Raw genomic sequence first — 16,439 nt, 5'->3', positions numbered from 1 at the left:
TTGCAGTGACCGAAGAGATCGTCTCGACCGATGTGGTGGCGCGTGGCAATGACGCGCGCGCCGCAAACCTGAAGCGCGACTACGAGGCGCTCGGCGAACAGCTCGACCGGCGCGGCATCGCCATCGATGCCATCCGCGACAAGGTGGCCGCGTTCCACGTCGCCATCCCGTCATGGGGCGTCGGCACGGGCGGCACACGCTTCGCGCGTTTCCCCGGCGCCGGCGAGCCACGCGACATTTTCGACAAGATTGAGGACTGCGCCGTCATCCAGCAGCTGACGCGGGCGACGCCGACAGTCTCGCTGCACATCCCCTGGGACAAGGCGGACGCCAACCGGCTGAAGCAGGCGGCATCGCGCTTCGGCCTCGGCTTCGACGCCATGAACTCCAATACTTTTGCCGACGCGAAAGACCAGGAACTCTCCTACAAGTTCGGCTCGCTGTCGCACGCCGACGCGGGCACCCGAAACCAGGCGATCGAGCATAATCTGGAGTGCATCGAAATCGGCCGGACCATCGGTTCGAAGGCGCTGACCGTGTGGATCGGGGACGGCTCGAATTTCCCCGGTCAGGTCAATTTCGCCAGGGCCTTCGAACGCTACCTCGACTCCATGCGCGCCATCTATGCCGGACTGCCGGAGGACTGGAAGCTGTTCTCCGAGCACAAGATGTACGAGCCGGCCTTCTACTCCACCGTCGTGCAGGACTGGGGCACCAACTACATCATCGCGCGCGAGCTCGGCCCGAAGGCCTACTGCCTTGTCGACCTTGGCCATCATGCGCCAAACGTCAACATCGAGATGATCGTGTCGCGGCTGATCCAGTTCAGGAAGCTCGGTGGCTTCCATTTCAACGATTCCAAATATGGCGACGACGATCTCGATGCCGGATCCATCGATCCCTACCGACTTTTCCTGGTGTTCAACGAACTGGTCGACGCGGAGCTCAACCAAGTCGAGGGGTTCGAGCCGGCCCACATGCTCGACCAGAGCCACAATGTCACCGACCCCATCGAGAGCCTGATGCTGTCGGCCGTCGAGGTGCAGCGCGCCTATGCCACCGCGCTGCTTGTCGACCGCAAGGCGCTGGAGGGTTTCCAGGAGGCAAACGATGCGCTGATGGCGACCCAGACGCTGAAGGTGGCCTTCCGCACAGACGTGGATCCGATCCTCGCCATGGCCCGGTTGCAATCCGGGGGCGCCATCGACCCTGTCGCCGCGTATCGCGCCAGCGGTTACCGGGCGAAGGTTGCCTCAGAGCGTCCGGCGGTAGCTGCCGGCAGCGGCGGTATCGTTTAAGCACGGCTCCCAACCAATTTCGCGGTCCAGGATCGGTCATCACGCGACATGCGGCTGTACGAGCGCATTGCCTATTTCGACTGTCAGTCTGGACCTGATGACGGGCAGCGCGCTCATGCTCGACGGCGGCTGACGTCGGATTGAACTCGTACGCCAACCTGGCGACAGATTGCGCCAAATGTCAGCAAATCTCAGTGGCCTCTATACGCTGCACCACCGGTGTAGTCGGATTGGGCGATCTGCAGCTTCGCTGGTCGATGCCGACATGTACAAGGGTCGACCCGTCTCCAGGGTATCCCGAGCATTCAAGCCAGCGTGTGTATGCCGACTTCCACCGACTTTCCTCGGACAATGGCCGCACCAAGCGGCCGGGTGGCGATCCTTCCACCGGAGCCCTTAAGCGTTGCATCGCTCAGCACGACCTCCACGCCGTGCTCCTTGGCCACTCCGACCAGTCGGCTGGCAAGATTGACCGTATCGCCGATCACCGTATAGCTCAGCCGTTCGGACGAGCCTACATTGCCGACCAGCGCAGTGCCCGTATTAATGCCGATCCTGACTCGGATTTCATCGCGGTCCGGCGAGATGGCCGGCAGGGCGTGCATTGCCGCGCGAATGGCCGCCGCCGCCCGGCAGGCGCGGTAGGCGTGGTCGGGCACTTGGTTCGGCGCATTCCAGATGGCCATGACTTCGTCGCCGATAAACTTGTCGACAGTCCCCCCCTCATCATGGATGGCTGCGACTGCGATCGTCAGGAAACTGGTCAAATGCGGTTCGACTTCAGGGCCCAGCCGTTCGGTAAGCTCCGTGAAGCCCGGCAGGTCGGCAAACAGCACGGTCACCTCAGACAGACTGCCGCCCGGTGCGGGCGCCTTGCCGCTGGCGACCAGCGGCCGAACCACTTCAAGCGGGATGTATTTGGCGAAGGCCGAAAGCCCGCTGGCCATGTGCCTCAGCGCCAGCGAGAAATCGTTGAGCTCTGAGAGGAAGGTGGGCACATGGCGCACCTCGTCCAGCGCAAAGCGTTCGACCTGGTGCAACTGGGCCGCGAGCCGGGAGATTGGACGCGCAAACATCAGGTTGGCGAACAGCACGGCCGTGGTCGCCGCCAGCAGCGCCAACCCGGCCACGACATAGAGCACGCGACGTGCGTTGCGATCGATGTCGCCGGCAAGCACCGAGCGCGGGATCGCGGTCAGCAGGCGCCAGTCCTCAAATGGTAGCGTTGCGGAAGAGACATAGACCGGCCCTAGCCCATTGCCGTCGGAAAGCGTGCGAAAGTCGGCGCTTCCACTCGCCCGTACCGACTGGGCGACGGCCACTGCCAGCGCATCGCCTGCCGGGAAATCGCCGAGACGCGCGGCCATCACGCCATCGCGACTATCGGAGGTTGCAAGGACGGTATCGTCATGACCCAGTACAAACGCCTTGCTGATGCCCGACGGATCCAGGGACCCGAGCGTCTCGGCAAGTCTTGTCAGCCTGGCCGACACCATCACGACCCCCTGGTAGCGGCCATAGAGTTCGACGCGCTTGGAGGCGACCACCGAGGGCTCAAAGCCGTTGGGCAGGATTTCGACCACACTCCAGGCCGTGTCGGCGGTCTCCTTGGCCTTGCGATACCATGCCGCTCCGCCCGGCACATAGGCGCTCTCGCCATGAAGCCGCTGGTCAAACATCACGTCGCCCGGAATCGCGTGATAGAGATCGCGGCGCAGCGGCCGCATCATGCCGGGAGCCGCAGCACCGATCTCGACCATCTCGATTCCGCCGTCTCCTGCCGCATGCGAGCCGAAGAAGCGGCCGTCGGGAAAGCCGAAGCCGATCCAGCCGATCGACGGCTGCTCGCGCAGCAGCGACAGGAAAAGAAACTCGCGCTTGACCTCGTCGTCGATCTTGATCGTGTCTTGGAACAGGATCGAGCGGATCACCTCGGCGGTGCCGGCAAGCGTGGCAAGCGTCGACGACAGTTCGCCACGTACCGCACTGGCCCGCTGCAGGTCGAGGCTGGCGACAACGTTGTCGACATTGCGGATCGCGGTGCGCTGCCAGATTACATGCACTATCGACGCCGTCGACAGCACTGCCAGCAGCAGCAGTGCCGTCACGGCCCGGCCGAGCGCGATGCGCGGCAGGTGGGGGCTAGCGGTCATCTCGACCGGTGATGAGGCGCGCTGAACGATCAAATGTTGCATAGGCCCATGCCCAGTCGAGGAAAACGATAATGCGGTTGCGGAAGCCGACCAGGAACCAGAGATGGGCAAGGCTCCAGACAACCCAGGCCGGCAGGCCGGTGAGACGGAACCGGCCAAAATCGGCGACTGCTGCGAGTCGGCCAATCGTGGCAAGATTGCCGAAGTCGGCATAGGCAAAGGACGCAACGGCCTTTCCGGCCAGCCTCGCCTTGATTGACCGGGCGACGTAGCGACCCATCTGCTTGGCCGCAGGCGCAACGCCTGGAACCGACCGGCCGCTGCCGTCCCTGACTAAGGCCGTATCGCCGATGGCAAATATTTCCGGATAGCCCGGCACGCAGAGGTCACGGCAAACAACGACGCGTCCTGCCCTGTCGGCATGGGCATCGAGCCAGGTGGCAGCCTTGGAGGCCATGACGCCGGCTGCCCACAAAACGCAATGCGAGCCGATCCGCCAGCCGTCGGATAGCGCGACGCCATCAGCGTCGCAGTCGGTCACAGACGCTCCCAGCCGCACCTCGACACCCAGTCTTTCAAGCTGCCGCCTGGCCGACTGCGACAACGCTTCCGGGAAGGCAGGCAGCAACCGGGTGCCTGCCTCGATCAGCACCACGTTTGCAGTCGAGGAATCGATGTTTTTGAACTCGCCGACAATCGCCTTCTTAGCCAGTTCGGCGATGGCGCCGGCCATCTCTACCCCGGTCGGTCCGCCACCAACTATGACAAAGGTCAAAAGCCGTCGGCGCAAATCCGGGTCGTCGGTGGCTTCTGCCCTTTCAAAGGCGGTCAGGATGCGGGCACGGATCTCGGTAGCATCGCCGATCGTCTTCAGGCCTGGCGCAACTGCCTCCCATTCGTCATGGCCGAAATAGGCATGGCGGGCGCCTGTTGCGATGACCAGGTAGTCGTAAGGAATGCCTCGACTTTCGGTACGCACCAGCCGCGCCTCTGGGTCGATGCCCTCGACGCGCTCCATCAGCACGGTGGCGTTCTTCTGACTACCCAGGATGCGTCGGATCGGCATGGCGATCTGCGCCGGTGAAAGTCCGGCCGTCGCCACCTGATAGAGCAGCGGCTGGAAGAGATGGTAGTTGCGTCGGTCGACGACCGTGACGTCGACCGGTGCGTCGCGCAACCCCATCGCTGCATTCAGCCCAGCGAAACCGGCGCCGAGGATGACCACGTGCGGCCTGCCGGCTCGCGCGCGGTCTGGCCGAGTCGATGCCCCTCCCAGCGGACTGGCCGCGGCCTCGTCGATGGATTGCTGCAGCATGTGTCACCTCTGACGAGCAAGCTGGCGAGCGGCCAGGTGGTCTAGCGAAACGACGCCGGCGCCGCGGGAGAACAGGAGCAGCAGGACCGTCGCCCACAAGAGGTGTTCACCCCAGTTCTGCGGATAGACGAAAATCTGGATTGTCGCGGTCACTCCGAGCAGCACCAGCGCCCCAAGGCGTGAAAACAGTCCGAAGAAAATCAATAGCGCACCGGCGACCTCGGCTGCGGTACCGAGCAATGCTGCGACGGCGGGGTCGATAAGCGGCAGGTTGTATTCGAAGGTGAACAGCTGGATTGTCACCGGCCACGAGACGAGCTTGGTCTGCGCCGACTGCCAGAACACGTGCGCGACCGCCAGACGACCGGCGAGTTGCACCAGGGAAAGCGGAATCGCGTCGGCGGCTTGCAGCAGGCGTCGATACCAGCCGACCCGACCGGCATTTTCGGACATCGGCATTTCATGGATTGCGGTCATCATTTTCTCCATCGGTTCAGGGATCGGGTGTCACGCCGGTAACCAGGCCGTCGCGCACGAGACTGACGAGGGCGCCGACAAGGTCGAACATCGGTTCGTGGGTGAGCGCGCGGGCCGCCGCCTTCTCGAGACCGAGGCCAGCCGCCAGCGAATACCGGAACGAGAATTGCGCCCCGCTCAGCAGTGAGAAGCGGATGTGACGGCCGTTGCGCCAGAGCGCGACTCGCTCCGGCTTGCGCTGCCATGCGCTGACCGGCTCGCCGCCGTCCTGGTGCGCCGACCAGATGGACAGCACGGGCCAGTGCGAAATGACCAGGCGCAGCGATGGCTGCAGCATCAGTTCCCGCGTCGCGCCGTCCGGACTGTCGAGACCGGTAAGATCGGTGGCGGTCAACCAGGCACTGTCGAGTGCCTCGGCTATGGCCCATTCGAGTCGCGCCGTCTCGCTGACGAAGGGCAGTTCGACCAGGCCATCAAACGTTCTCAGAAAGGCCGGGAAGTCTGCACCATAGCGCACCAGCCTCGGTTCGATGGGCGGATTGGCTCGGATGAACTCACTTGCCGCGTAGCGGAAGAAGCGCTCGTCAACCATCTTCACGGTCACCGGGAAAACGGTCATCAGCGTCGAGGTGAGCGAAGCCCGTGTGTTGTTCTGATAGACACGCAACCGGCGATAGGGATTGGCGCGCCCTGACCCGAGCAGTGCGCCCAGACCGAAATGCGGTGTGCCGAGCACGGACCTGGCGACAGTGTTCTGGAGGCCTTCAAGCGACAGCATGGATCTCACTCCCCGATTGTATGGCAGCCGACGATCTCGTGTTCCTTGCAGCCTCGAATGCCAGCAGCGCCGGAAGTTGGATGCGCCGGGCGTTGCGGTCGAAGCGCAGTACGCTAGCCTGCTTGTCGAGGGGATCGGCCGTGTCGGCTCGAGCGTCCTTGCGCTGCCGAAAGGCGATCGAAGCGGCTAGCATGTCCGCCCACATCGCCTCGCCGAGGAGTACGTCGAGCGGTGGCACGTCTGTGTCCCATTCGATCAGCGTCGGACGAGGACCGGTGCTCTTGATCGTCTCGGCATAGAGCGACCAGACAGCAGGAGGCACGCGCGACCCGTGGTCGTCGATCAGCACCTTGTCATCACCCAGCTCGTTAACCGCATGGCCGGCGAGATGGATCTCGCCGATCGCTTCAGCAGGGAGCGCGGCAATAAAGGCGGACGGGTCGAAGTCGAGGTTGCAGGCGGAGACATAGACATTGTTGACGTCGAGCAAGAGGCCACAGCCGCAGCGCTTGACCAGCTCAGCCAGAAATTCGGCCTCGCTCATGGTCGAGCCAGCAAAGGCTACATAGGCCGACAGATTTTCAATCAGGACCTGGCGCTTCAGCGCGTCCTGCATCTGATCGATGTTGCGCGCCACGATGGCGAGCGCCGCTTCGTCGTAGCGCAACGGCAGAAGGTCGTTGAGGTAGGCACCATCGGCCACACTCCAGGCCAGATGCTCGGAAACCAGGTCGGGTTCGAAGCGCGCGCAGACCTGGCGCAGGCGCTCGAGGTGAGCCTTATCAAGCCCGGATGCGCTGCCGAGCGACAGGCCAACGCCGTGAACCGATAGCGGATAGATACCGCGCAGCGTCTCGAGATCGGACACGGCAGCGGACCCGCCCATGTAGTTTTCTGCGTGCACCTCCAACCATCCGGCCGACGGGCGGCGAGAGAGCATTTCGGCGATGTGGGGCGAGCGCAAACCGATGCCCGCGGCGTTCGGGATCGTGAGAGAAGGCAGCTTGCTGGGCATCGGTTCGCTCCTTGGTCGAGTGAGAGGTGGGTCAGGCCTTGGGCTCGTTGCTGCCGCCCGAGATCTTGCCGCAGGTGCCGGCAGGCACGTAGATCCAGGCATCCCCCTGGTTGTCGGCGGTCGACGTCCCGGCGCAGGAGTGCGTTGCCGTCTGGCAGTCGTTCTGGCCGGCCTTGACGACGCCGTAGCATTTCTCGAACGAGAAATCGGGCTGGGCGGCGGGGCCTGCGATGGCGCCCGCGGCCGACAGTGTGGTGGCTGCGGCAAGGGCCGAACCGATCAGGGTTTTCGTGTTGATCATTGAATTTCTCCTTGGTTTGGTTTCGGTCAGACCGGCAAATGCCTGTCCTAAGGGCAGTGTCCCCGATCGGCATCTCGAGCTGAAATGCTGTCTCGGCATGGTTTCCATAGGCCGGGGCTATGTGACTGCAACGCAAAGGAAAAAGCCCTCCGGAGGGCGGCCGGAGGGCTTGGACCGTGGATGTGGCGGGCCACGGTCGGGCGGACAGCGCTGGAGGGGACAGACGCTGCCGCGGGAGGAAGGTCAGAGGTAGCGTTCGTGGATGTCCACGGTCGAGCGCATGCCAATGTGGTCGTAGTTCGACTCGAGCCATTCGTCGGCACGTTCGCGGCCACGGTCGCGCAGATCCGTCAGGGCACCCCAGTCGGCGTTCAGCTTGCTCGAGACGCCTAGCTTCTTCATCGCCTCGTCGTCCGAGACCCCGTGCACATAGACACGCTTCAGGTCGAGCGACTTGCCGGCCTCGGAATCGACGAGCTTTGTTACGAAGGCAATCGCTCGCATTTCCCGCAAGAGCGACGAGTTGAAGCTTATCTCGTTGATCCGGTTCAGGATCTCTATCGCCGAGCGCGGCAGTTCGGCCCGCTCGATCGGGTTGATGTGGACGATCAGAACGTCGGGCGTGTCACACGAGTAGATCAGCGGAAAGATGGCCGGATTGCCCATATAGCCACCGTCCCAGTAGGCCTCGCCGTCGATCTCGACAGCCTGGAACAGGAACGGCAGGCATGCCGAGGCCATGATCGCGTCGATCGACAGCTCATCATTGGTAAAGACCTTCACCTTGCCTGTCCGCACGTTGGTGGCGCAGATGTTGAGCTTCATCGAACAGCGCGCCTTGCGCACGGCATTGAGGTCAATCGACTGCTCGAGAACGCCCTTCAGCGGATTGAAGTTCAGCGGATTGAACTGGTAGGGCGACATCAGCCGCGTCACCATGTCGAACATCATGAAGGCAGGCGAATTCTGGAGCGAACGCGAGCCGGTCAGGCGGTCGAGCAGGCTCGGCTGCAACGGACTGAACGCCGAGGCGTGGCTAACCCGCCGCCAGAAATTGGCCAGCGCCTTCTGCGCGCCACGCCGCCCGCCCTCGACCAGCCCGTAGGCGAGAACCGAGGCGTTCATGGCGCCGGCGCTGGTTGCGACAACCCCCTCGAAAGAGAGATTGGGCTCGTCGAGCAGGCGATCCAGAACTCCCCAAGTGAAGGCGCCATGCGCGCCTCCTCCCTGCAAGGCAAGGTTCATCGTGCGAGCCTGGCGCGGCGACTTTGTCATCGCGGCGCCCGACGTCTCGGCGGCAGGTTCGACGATCTTGGCATGGCTGTTCATGGTTCGCTCCCGAGATGGCCGTTGCCGGCTTTGCGTTTCAGTGGGCCGTCCAGCCGCCATCGACAGGCAAGGCGGTGCCGGTGATGGAGGCCGCCTGGTCGCTGCACAGGAAGACCGCGAGCGCGCCCATTTCCTCGACCGTCGCAAAGCGCTTGGTCGGCTGGTTCTTCAGGAAGACGTCGCGGATGACGGCATCGCGGGCGATCTTGTGCGAAGCGGCCTGATCGTCGATCTGCTTCTCGACAAGCGGCGTCCAGACATAGCCGGGACAGATCGCGTTCGATGTGATGCCGAATTCGGCCCCCTCGAGCGCAATCACCTTGGTGAGACCGACCATGCCGTGCTTGGCCGCGACATAGGCAGCCTTGAAGGGCGACGCGATGAGACCATGCGCGGAGGCGACGTTGATGATGCGGCCGTAGCCGCGCGCCTTCATGGCGTCGAACGTGGCCTGGGTGAGGTGGAAGGCGGAACTGAGGTCGATCGCTAGGACCGCATCCCACTTGTCGGGTGGGAACTCGCCAATCGGAGCGACATGCTGGATGCCGGCATTGTTGACGACGATATCGACCTGACCGAACCTGCTTATGGCGCGCTTCACCATCACATGGATGGCGTCGCGACTGGTCATGTCGGCGCCGTCGTAGGCAACATCGACATCATTCTCATCGGCGAGTGCGGCGCGCTGCGCCTCGATCTCGACCGGATCGCCAAAGCCGTTCAGCATGACGGCCGCACCGGCCCGTGCCAGGCTCTGTGCGATGCCAAGGCCGATGCCGCTGGTCGAACCAGTAACGATGGCGGATTTTCCCTCGAGGGGACGGCGGCTGGTCCGGAGGTCGGCCTCGGATTTCATGATGTCGAGCATGTGTGTCTCCAATGGATGCGTTTGACCCGGAGAAGACTGGCCGAGCGTGTCTCAACATTGAAATGCCGCTGTGCTATCAATTCCATGCGCGCATCGCATTGGAGCGCAGGGGGGTACGCGCGCTAGGAGTGGGGTATGGACATTCACCACATCCGGTATTTTCTGGCCGTCTGCGAAACCCGGAACTTTACCCGGGCAGCGGAGAAATCGAACGTCACCCAGCCGGCACTGAGCCGGGCCATCCAGCAGCTGGAAGATGAAGTTGGCGGACTGCTGTTTCGCCGTGAACGCAACCTCACCCACATTACCGACCTCGGCTCGCTGCTGCGACCGCGCTTCCAGCAGATCCTCGACGAACTGACCGGGGTTCGACACGAAGCGTCGCAGTTTCTCTGCCTCAAGGACGCCAACCTGAAGGTCGGGGTCATGTGCACCATAGGCCCGCGCCGGTTTACCGGTCTGCTGACGGACTTTAACAGTCGCCACAAAGGCATACAGCTCCAGCTGGTAGAGGGGGTGCCGAGCCAGCTCTCGCAGCTGCTGGAATCGGGCGAGATCGACGTTGCCATCATGGCGTCGAGCGAAGAATTTCCGGAACGCTTCGACGCCACGCCCCTTTACCGGGAGCGCTTCATGCTCGCCTTTCCGCCAGGCCACAGGCTTGCGCAGCTGGACGTGGTTCCCTTCCGCGCAATCGATGGGGAGATTTACCTTCGACGCGTGAACTGCGAATACCGGGACTACCTGTCGGACACATGCAGCGCACTCGGCGTGGTGCTCAACATCTCCTACACGAGCGAGCGCGAGGACTGGATCCAGAACATGGTGGCAGGCGGGTTGGGTATCTGCTTTTTGCCTGAATACAGCGCCGTGGTGCCCGGCCTTCAGGTTCGCGCCGTGACCGAACCCGAGGTGGCGCGCGAAGTTTGCCTGGTGACCGTTTCGGGCCGCCGGTTCTCCCCGGCTGTTTCAACCTTTGTCAACGCGGTCAAATCCTATGGCTGGGCTGAAGGAGCGCGAGCCGGCGGCCACCTGACTGCCGCCTGAAGCTCCCTCGGCTTTGATGGCGCCGTGACCGTGGTTGCAGGCGGTGTGACTTCGTGGGTGGCGGTTCCGGCCATAGCTCCAGCCTATCGAATTCAGAACGATGTGGCATTTCTCCCGGGCGCCGCCTTCGCCCACTCTCCCGTTCATTGCCTGCCCCGAATTTCCCTGGCGGGCTCGAACAAGGAGAACTGCACATGTCCGTAAGACTCATTGCAAACCGCACCCGCATCGTAGTCGCGCTCGGCCTCCTGGCAGGGGCCACTGCCCTTGCCACGGCTCCGGCTTCCGCCGGCGAGTGCCCTGCCGACCAGGTCATGCAGGGTGCGCTGACGTCCGGCGAAACCATGCCCAAGGACGTCACCGACGACGTACTTTCCGCAATCGACCTCAGCAGCAAGGGCGGCGACTTTGTCGGCACCATGCTGCGCATGCGCAAGCTGGTCGTCCAGCCAGGCGGAGTCGTTCCGTGGCACGACCACAGCGAGCGCGCCGCCAACATTTACATCCTGTCCGGATCGATCACCGAATACAGCAGCAACTGCAAGGTGCCGATCGAGCACAAGGCCGGCGAAGTGACACCTGAATTCGGCGACCTGGCGCACTGGTGGAAGAACAATGGCCGCGAAGCGGCTGTGCTGATCTCCGCCGACCTGCTGCCGCCGGCAATGGCCGACAACCAGACGATGTAACGGCGCACGTTTTCGCGTTGCTCGACCCACGGAGGACCGTTCTCGAACACTGACATTTTCGGGAACGGCCCCCGCTTTCCCGCGGCCTTATCCAAGGAGTTTCCGATGGCTGTCTTTCAGGATACCAAGCCGGCCAGACTCGCCCCCGTCGCAGCCGACGCCCTGCGCTTCGGCCTCATCGCCCTGATCGCCTTCCTGACGCTTGTCGACCTCTTTGCCGCGCAGGCCATCCTGCCGTCGCTGGTCACCAGGTTCGACGTCAGCCGTGCCACTATGGGCTTTGCCGTCAACGCCAGCACCTTCGGGATGGCCGTCGCAGGCCTCGTGGTGGCTCTGTTTGCCCGTAATCTCGACCGGCGTCGCGGCATTTGGGTCAGCCTGCTGCTGCTCGCCGTGCCGACCACCCTTCTCGCAACCACCACCGACATCACCACTTTCGCACTGCTGCGTGTCGCACAGGGCCTTTGCATGTCAACCGCCTTCACCCTCACCGTCGCCTATCTGGCCGAGCACTTTTCACCGGCCCGGGCGACTGGCGCGCTTGCCGCCTATGTCACCGGCAACGTCGCCAGCAATTTCTTCGGCCGCATCCTGTCAGCAGCGGTTGCAGATACCTTCGGCATTTCGTCGAACTTCCTGATCTTTGCCGGGCTGAACGTCGCGGGTGCGCTGCTGGTGTGGGCAACCCTCGAAAGGACCGAACGCATGATGGCAACGGGTGCCACATCGCCTGGCGCGCCGGCCGCCTGGCGCGGGCACCTGATGCATCGCGAGCTGCGCAGCTGCTTTCTCATCGGCTTTCTTATCCTGTTCGTCTTCATCGGCACGTTCACTTATGTGAACTTCCGCCTCACGGCCGCGCCGCTCAGCCTGACGCCAATGGCGCTAGGCCTGGTCTATTTCGTCTTCCTGCCGTCGATGTTGACGACCCCGTTCGCCGGCCGCGTCGCGGCAGAACTGGGCCCCGCCTGGGGGGTCATACTGACGCTGGGGCTGGCGGTCATCGGCCTGCTGGCGCTGCTCACCCAGAGCCTGCCCGCTGTCCTCGCCGGCATGGCGCTCGTCGCCATAGGCACCTTCCTGGCGCAGGCGATCGCCACCGGCCATGTCAGCCGCACAGCAGCGCGCGACAAGGCGACAGCCAGCGGCATCTACCTCGCCTCCTATTACAGCGGCGGCCTGGTCGGAAGCTTCGTGCTGGGGCAGGTCTTCGACGGCTTCGGATGGACCGCCTGCATCGCCGTCCTGGTAGCTGTCATGCTCGTCGCCATGGTGTTCGCGCGTGTGCTCAGCCGCGCCGAATCCTGACTGCCGGTTTCGCGCGAACGGCCGCCAAGTGGCCGCTACCAAGCCGCCTGTCCCTGCTCCCGATCCATTCCCTGGGATCATGAATTCAGGCAGCTAACGGCATTATCCAGTGCCGCTCCGGGGCTTCATGCTCGGCGCCAGCCTGATCACGGGACAGGCCTAACCATGGAGAAACAAGAGATGAAAACCGCACTCAGATCGATGCTTGGCGCAACCCTTCTCGCATTGGGGTTCGTCCTGCCAGCCTCAATTCCAGTAAGGGCTGAGGCGCCCGCCAACGGCGTCGTCACCGTCAAGAGCCACTATTCGGTGGCCGAGACCGTCAAGCGCATCAAGAAGGACGTCGCCAAGAAGGGCATCATGTTCTTCGGCGTCATCGACCAGGCCAAGCTCGGCAATGCCGCCGGCAACAAGGTCCAGCCCTCGCGGCTGGTCATGTTCGGCAATCCGGCCCTCGGCACCACGTTCATCACAGCCAACCCGACCGCGGGCCTCGACTGGCCGGTACGCGTGCTGGTCTATCAGGCTGACGACGGCTCGGTCTATGCCGCCTATTCCGACTTCGACTGGATCGCCAAGCGCCACGGCATCACCAACAGAAGCCAGGAGTTTGGCATGGCGACGTCGGTGATTGAGTCAGTGACTTCTTCGGTCAGCCAGTAAACAAAAACGGCTGCGCCAAGAGACCAGACGCTAGGGCCCGCGGTACCAACGCGGACCCTAGGTCTCTGCGGCTGGCGGAAATCATGGCGCATCAGACGTTGAGACAGGCGCCCCTCCACTCCAAGAGTCTAGTACTTTTCGGAGCGAGCACAGCGCTACTCGTCGCTTCCCGATCGCTACTCATCTCATCGCCGCCGGAGGAGATCGACCAGGATGGCGATCAGCACGACGGTGCCGATGATCACGCGCTCCCAGTAGCCGGAGACGTTCATCAGCACGATGCCGTTGGCCAGCACTGCCATAAGCAGCGCGCCAAGGATGGTGCCAACGATCGTCCCCTGCCCGCCCTTCAGGCTGGTGCCGCCGATGATGGCCGCGGTGATGGCGCCCATCAGCCAGCCTTCGCCGACCGAAGGCTGGCCAGAATCCATGCGGCTCGCGTAGAGGATGCCGGCCAGCGCGGCGAACATGCCGGCAAGGCCGAAGACGAGGAATTCGACGCGCCACGTGCGGATGCCGACCAGTTCGGCTGCCTCGCGGTTGCCGCCGGTTGCATAGATGTTTCTGCCGAAGCGGGTGCGCGCCAGCATGAAGGTGAGGACGGCGCCGGCCACCAGGAAGATGATGACCGGGACCGGAATGCCAAAGAGGCTGCCCTGGCCGAAGACCTGGAATTGCTCGCCCAGCGGCCGGATAGGGTAGCCCTTGGTGATCACCAGCGTCATGCCGGCGAATATCTCCCAGGAGGCCAGCGTGACGATGAAGGGATTGAGCCGCAGGACAGCGACGAAATAGCCGTTGACGCAGCCAAGCATCATGCCGAATCCTGCCGTCAGCGGCAGCACCGCGTAGGGATGGATGCCGGTCTGAGTCAGCAGCAGGGAGCCGATGATGGCTGAAAGTCCCGCCGCCGCGCCGACCGACAGGTCGATGCCGCCAACCAGCAGCACCAGCGTCTGCCCGAGCGCGACGAGGCCGACGAATGACGCCTGCCGCGCCACCACGCTCATATTGTATTGCGACAGGAAGGAAGGCGCCGCCAGCGACAGCAGGATGAACAGCACCAGTAGCGCGACCAGCACCCCGCTCGCCTCCCAGCGGCGGCAGCACTACAATACGGTCAGACCGCATTCATCGCTGGGCTACAAACCGCCCGCGCCGGAGGCGATCCTGTGGCCGGCTGCGCAACCCGGACCAGCTTCGCCGGCCACCCCGACCGTAGCACCAAGTCCCGTCATGCACTAACATTCAAACCGGACCACCCGATGGGGGCCGGCCAAACCCAAGCCTCTGTACCTCAAGCGCAGCTGTGATTCTGCGTCGTCATTTGACTTCAATCGATCCCCCAGACGACGACTGCCTCGTCGATTTCTTGTTTGCTTCAAGATGCGGCTCCGTCGAGATCATGCCGCAAGTTTGGGCGATGAGAGCGTCTGCTCTCTGGCAACCAACGAAGCTCTTGGAATCACCGACCTGACGCGCAAAGCCGACAGGCAGACTTTGTCCAAAGGGGCCGTTAGCAGACAATAGTCTTTGAGGCAGAAAGCATTGAAACCAAAACTCAAAATGCTCGGCTTCAATGGTAATTGTCAGTCGCTGACCACACTGGCTGGACCGCAGGCCCCGCCGTCGGGCAGGGCAGGATCGTTGATCCCGGCCAAACCCTCTGCGGTCCGAGCTACCCCGGACGGACAGGCATATAGCTTAGGCATCACGACGTTGCCCGATATTTCCAGCGTGTGATGCTGCGCCAACGCATCGAGCACGGCCTTGCCGAGGCGGGGATCCGCGCGGACGCTGCCGCGGTGGGAGGCGTCGATGCGCGGCGAATGCAGCGCCTCTTCCAGCGACAGCCCGAAATCCAGCATCAGGGCTGCGATCTGCGACACGCAAGGCATGATGAGGTCGCCGCCCGAGGCGCCGATGGCAAAGAGCGCATTGTTGTCACTCACGGCGATCGTCGGCACCATGTTCGAGGAATTGATCCTCTTGCCGCCTTCCATCGACGTCCGCCGATCCGGACGCGGGTCGAAATAGCTGACTCCGTTGTTGAACGCGAGGCCGGTTTCCGGCAGCGTGATGCCGGCGCCGAAGTGATCAAGCAGCGTGTAGGTGAGGGCCACCATGTTGCCTTCGGCATCGGCTGCCGAGAGGGACGAGGTGGAGCTTCCGACTTCCGACAGGGGCCCGTTGCGCGCGCGATGGGCGTGCCAGGCTTTCTCCAGCGCTTCAGCATAGATTGGCCAGGTCGTCGCATCGGGTACTGACGGGGGCTCGGGTAGCTTTGCGGCGATGTGAGCGAGGAAGTCGCGCTGGCGCAGACCACCGCTCTGCTCGCCGGGAGTGTAGAGGGTAGACCCGCGGTGCTGGGCCTCCATCGGCGCATATTCCATGACGCGATAGGCTTCGAGGTCCCCCATCGTCATGCGGCAGCCGAGCGATTGCAGTTCGCGGACCATGTCGCGCCCGAGATCGCCCCGGTAGAAACCGTCACTCCCGGTTTCGGCCAGACGGCGCAGGCTACGGGCGAGGCCGGGGATGCGCAGGCGCGCACCCGGCAGTAGGGGAGCGCCATCGGGCAGGTAGATGGAGGCCGCGACCGGATCCCGGGCGAGGATCGCCATCTCGGAGGCGATCATCAGCGTGCAGAACCAGCTGGCCGGAATTCCCTCCTCGGCCAGCCCGATCGCCGGCGCAAGCGCCTCGCCGAGCGACATCCGGCCGAAGGCGCCCAGCGCGTGGTCGAAGCCGGCAACGGCGCCCGGCACGGTTACCGACCTGCCGCCCTGCGTGTTGGCGAGGTCCTTGACCGCCGGAAATCCCATCGAGGTAAGGGGCAGCGTGTCATCGACCGGATAGTCGCCCCGATCGAGCGCCAGCGGCAGCGCGCCCTGGAAATCGAGCGCAACGGCCCGCTGTTCCGAAGCGACCCAGACGACCATGAAGCCGCTGCCGCCGAGCCCGCACATCCACGGCTCGACGACCCCCAGGGCGAACGCGGCAGCCACCGCGGCATCGACCGCATTGCCGCCCCGCGACAGCAGCAGGGCGCCGGCGCGCGCGGCGGCGATGTGCTGTGCGGCGACCATGCCGCCAGCGTCCGTCACCAGCGGCTTGCGGGTGATCCACTGATCGCCTGACGTTCCCATTTATCCCCCGTGAATGACCCCTTGCGCGGCGCTTCCCGCTCAGTATACA

At 63.8% G+C, this 16,439-nt stretch carries 15 protein-coding genes and 1 pseudogene; 6 read left to right on the top strand and 10 right to left on the bottom strand.

Annotated elements, in window-relative coordinates:
• The first annotated feature begins 5 nt into the window (after positions 1-5).
• Complete coding sequence (gene rhaI, locus ACT2BZ_RS05780; protein WP_457939894.1) at positions 6-1,298, top strand: L-rhamnose catabolism isomerase; 1,293 nt, start codon at positions 6-8, stop codon at positions 1,296-1,298.
• A 305-nt stretch (positions 1,299-1,603) separates the two neighbouring features.
• Here the strand turns inward: rhaI and ACT2BZ_RS05775 are convergent, their stop codons facing one another.
• The 8 genes from ACT2BZ_RS05775 to ACT2BZ_RS05740 form a co-directional block, all read right to left on the bottom strand.
• Positions 1,604-3,493 carry an adenylate/guanylate cyclase domain-containing protein gene (locus ACT2BZ_RS05775; RefSeq protein ID WP_457939893.1) on the bottom strand — a complete coding sequence of 630 codons (1,890 nt, stop codon included), beginning with the start codon at positions 3,491-3,493 and terminating at the stop codon, positions 1,604-1,606.
• Complete coding sequence (locus ACT2BZ_RS05770; RefSeq protein ID WP_457939892.1) at positions 3,441-4,766, bottom strand: NAD(P)/FAD-dependent oxidoreductase; 1,326 nt, start codon at positions 4,764-4,766, stop codon at positions 3,441-3,443. The genes ACT2BZ_RS05775 and ACT2BZ_RS05770 overlap by 53 nt, the downstream gene beginning before the upstream one ends.
• Before the next feature lie 3 nt (positions 4,767-4,769).
• Complete coding sequence (locus tag ACT2BZ_RS05765; protein ID WP_457941232.1) at positions 4,770-5,243, bottom strand: DoxX family protein; 474 nt, start codon at positions 5,241-5,243, stop codon at positions 4,770-4,772.
• Positions 5,244-5,259: 16 nt separating this feature from the next.
• A complete protein-coding gene (locus tag ACT2BZ_RS05760; RefSeq protein ID WP_457939891.1) occupies positions 5,260-6,021 on the bottom strand; it encodes an HvfC/BufC family peptide modification chaperone in 762 nt (253 codons plus the stop codon).
• The gene (gene bufB, locus ACT2BZ_RS05755; RefSeq protein ID WP_457939890.1) at positions 6,008-7,036 is read right to left on the bottom strand and encodes an MNIO family bufferin maturase; all 1,029 of its coding nucleotides are present in this window, start codon (positions 7,034-7,036) and stop codon (positions 6,008-6,010) included. The genes ACT2BZ_RS05760 and bufB overlap by 14 nt, the downstream gene beginning before the upstream one ends.
• A 31-nt stretch (positions 7,037-7,067) precedes the next feature.
• Complete coding sequence (locus ACT2BZ_RS05750) at positions 7,068-7,337, bottom strand: BufA1 family periplasmic bufferin-type metallophore (protein ID WP_457939889.1); 270 nt, start codon at positions 7,335-7,337, stop codon at positions 7,068-7,070.
• Positions 7,338-7,580: 243 nt separating this feature from the next.
• A complete protein-coding gene (locus ACT2BZ_RS05745; RefSeq protein ID WP_457939888.1) occupies positions 7,581-8,666 on the bottom strand; it encodes a patatin-like phospholipase family protein in 1,086 nt (361 codons plus the stop codon).
• Positions 8,667-8,703: 37 nt separating this feature from the next.
• Positions 8,704-9,534: a 3-hydroxybutyrate dehydrogenase gene (locus tag ACT2BZ_RS05740; RefSeq protein WP_457939887.1), complete on the bottom strand. Its 831-nt coding sequence runs from the start codon at positions 9,532-9,534 to the stop codon at positions 8,704-8,706.
• A gap of 135 nt (positions 9,535-9,669) precedes the next feature.
• Here ACT2BZ_RS05740 and ACT2BZ_RS05735 point away from each other — a divergent pair, with 135 nt between their 5' ends.
• From ACT2BZ_RS05735 to ACT2BZ_RS05720, 4 genes are all read left to right on the top strand, one after another.
• Complete coding sequence (locus ACT2BZ_RS05735; protein ID WP_457939886.1) at positions 9,670-10,581, top strand: LysR family transcriptional regulator; 912 nt, start codon at positions 9,670-9,672, stop codon at positions 10,579-10,581.
• A gap of 194 nt (positions 10,582-10,775) precedes the next feature.
• The gene (locus tag ACT2BZ_RS05730; RefSeq protein ID WP_457939885.1) at positions 10,776-11,270 is read left to right on the top strand and encodes a cupin domain-containing protein; all 495 of its coding nucleotides are present in this window, start codon (positions 10,776-10,778) and stop codon (positions 11,268-11,270) included.
• A gap of 105 nt (positions 11,271-11,375) precedes the next feature.
• Positions 11,376-12,578, top strand: coding sequence for an MFS transporter (locus ACT2BZ_RS05725; protein ID WP_457939884.1), 1,203 nt, complete (start codon positions 11,376-11,378; stop codon positions 12,576-12,578).
• Positions 12,579-12,758: 180 nt separating this feature from the next.
• Positions 12,759-13,241, top strand: a complete 483-nt coding sequence (locus ACT2BZ_RS05720) for a DUF302 domain-containing protein (protein WP_457939883.1) — start codon at positions 12,759-12,761, stop codon at positions 13,239-13,241.
• A gap of 185 nt (positions 13,242-13,426) precedes the next feature.
• On the opposite strand, the gene ACT2BZ_RS05715 is transcribed toward ACT2BZ_RS05720, so the two are convergent.
• Entirely contained in the window at positions 13,427-14,323 is an 897-nt protein-coding gene (locus ACT2BZ_RS05715) for an ABC transporter permease (RefSeq protein WP_457939882.1), read from the bottom strand.
• 19 nt (positions 14,324-14,342) lie between these two features.
• Here ACT2BZ_RS05715 and ACT2BZ_RS05710 point away from each other — a divergent pair.
• Positions 14,343-14,486 (top strand): annotated as a pseudogene (locus ACT2BZ_RS05710) (integrase core domain-containing protein); the annotation flags it as partial.
• Between the two features lie 344 nt (positions 14,487-14,830).
• Here ACT2BZ_RS05710 and ACT2BZ_RS05705 read toward each other — a convergent pair.
• A complete protein-coding gene (locus ACT2BZ_RS05705) occupies positions 14,831-16,390 on the bottom strand; it encodes a gamma-glutamyltransferase (protein WP_457939881.1) in 1,560 nt (519 codons plus the stop codon).
• Between the last annotated feature and the right edge of the window lie 49 nt (positions 16,391-16,439).

This window comes from Mesorhizobium sp. 10J20-29 (genome assembly GCF_054130485.1).
Note: the sequence above shows the minus strand (reverse complement) of the source record. Positions and strands in the feature narration are given on the sequence as shown.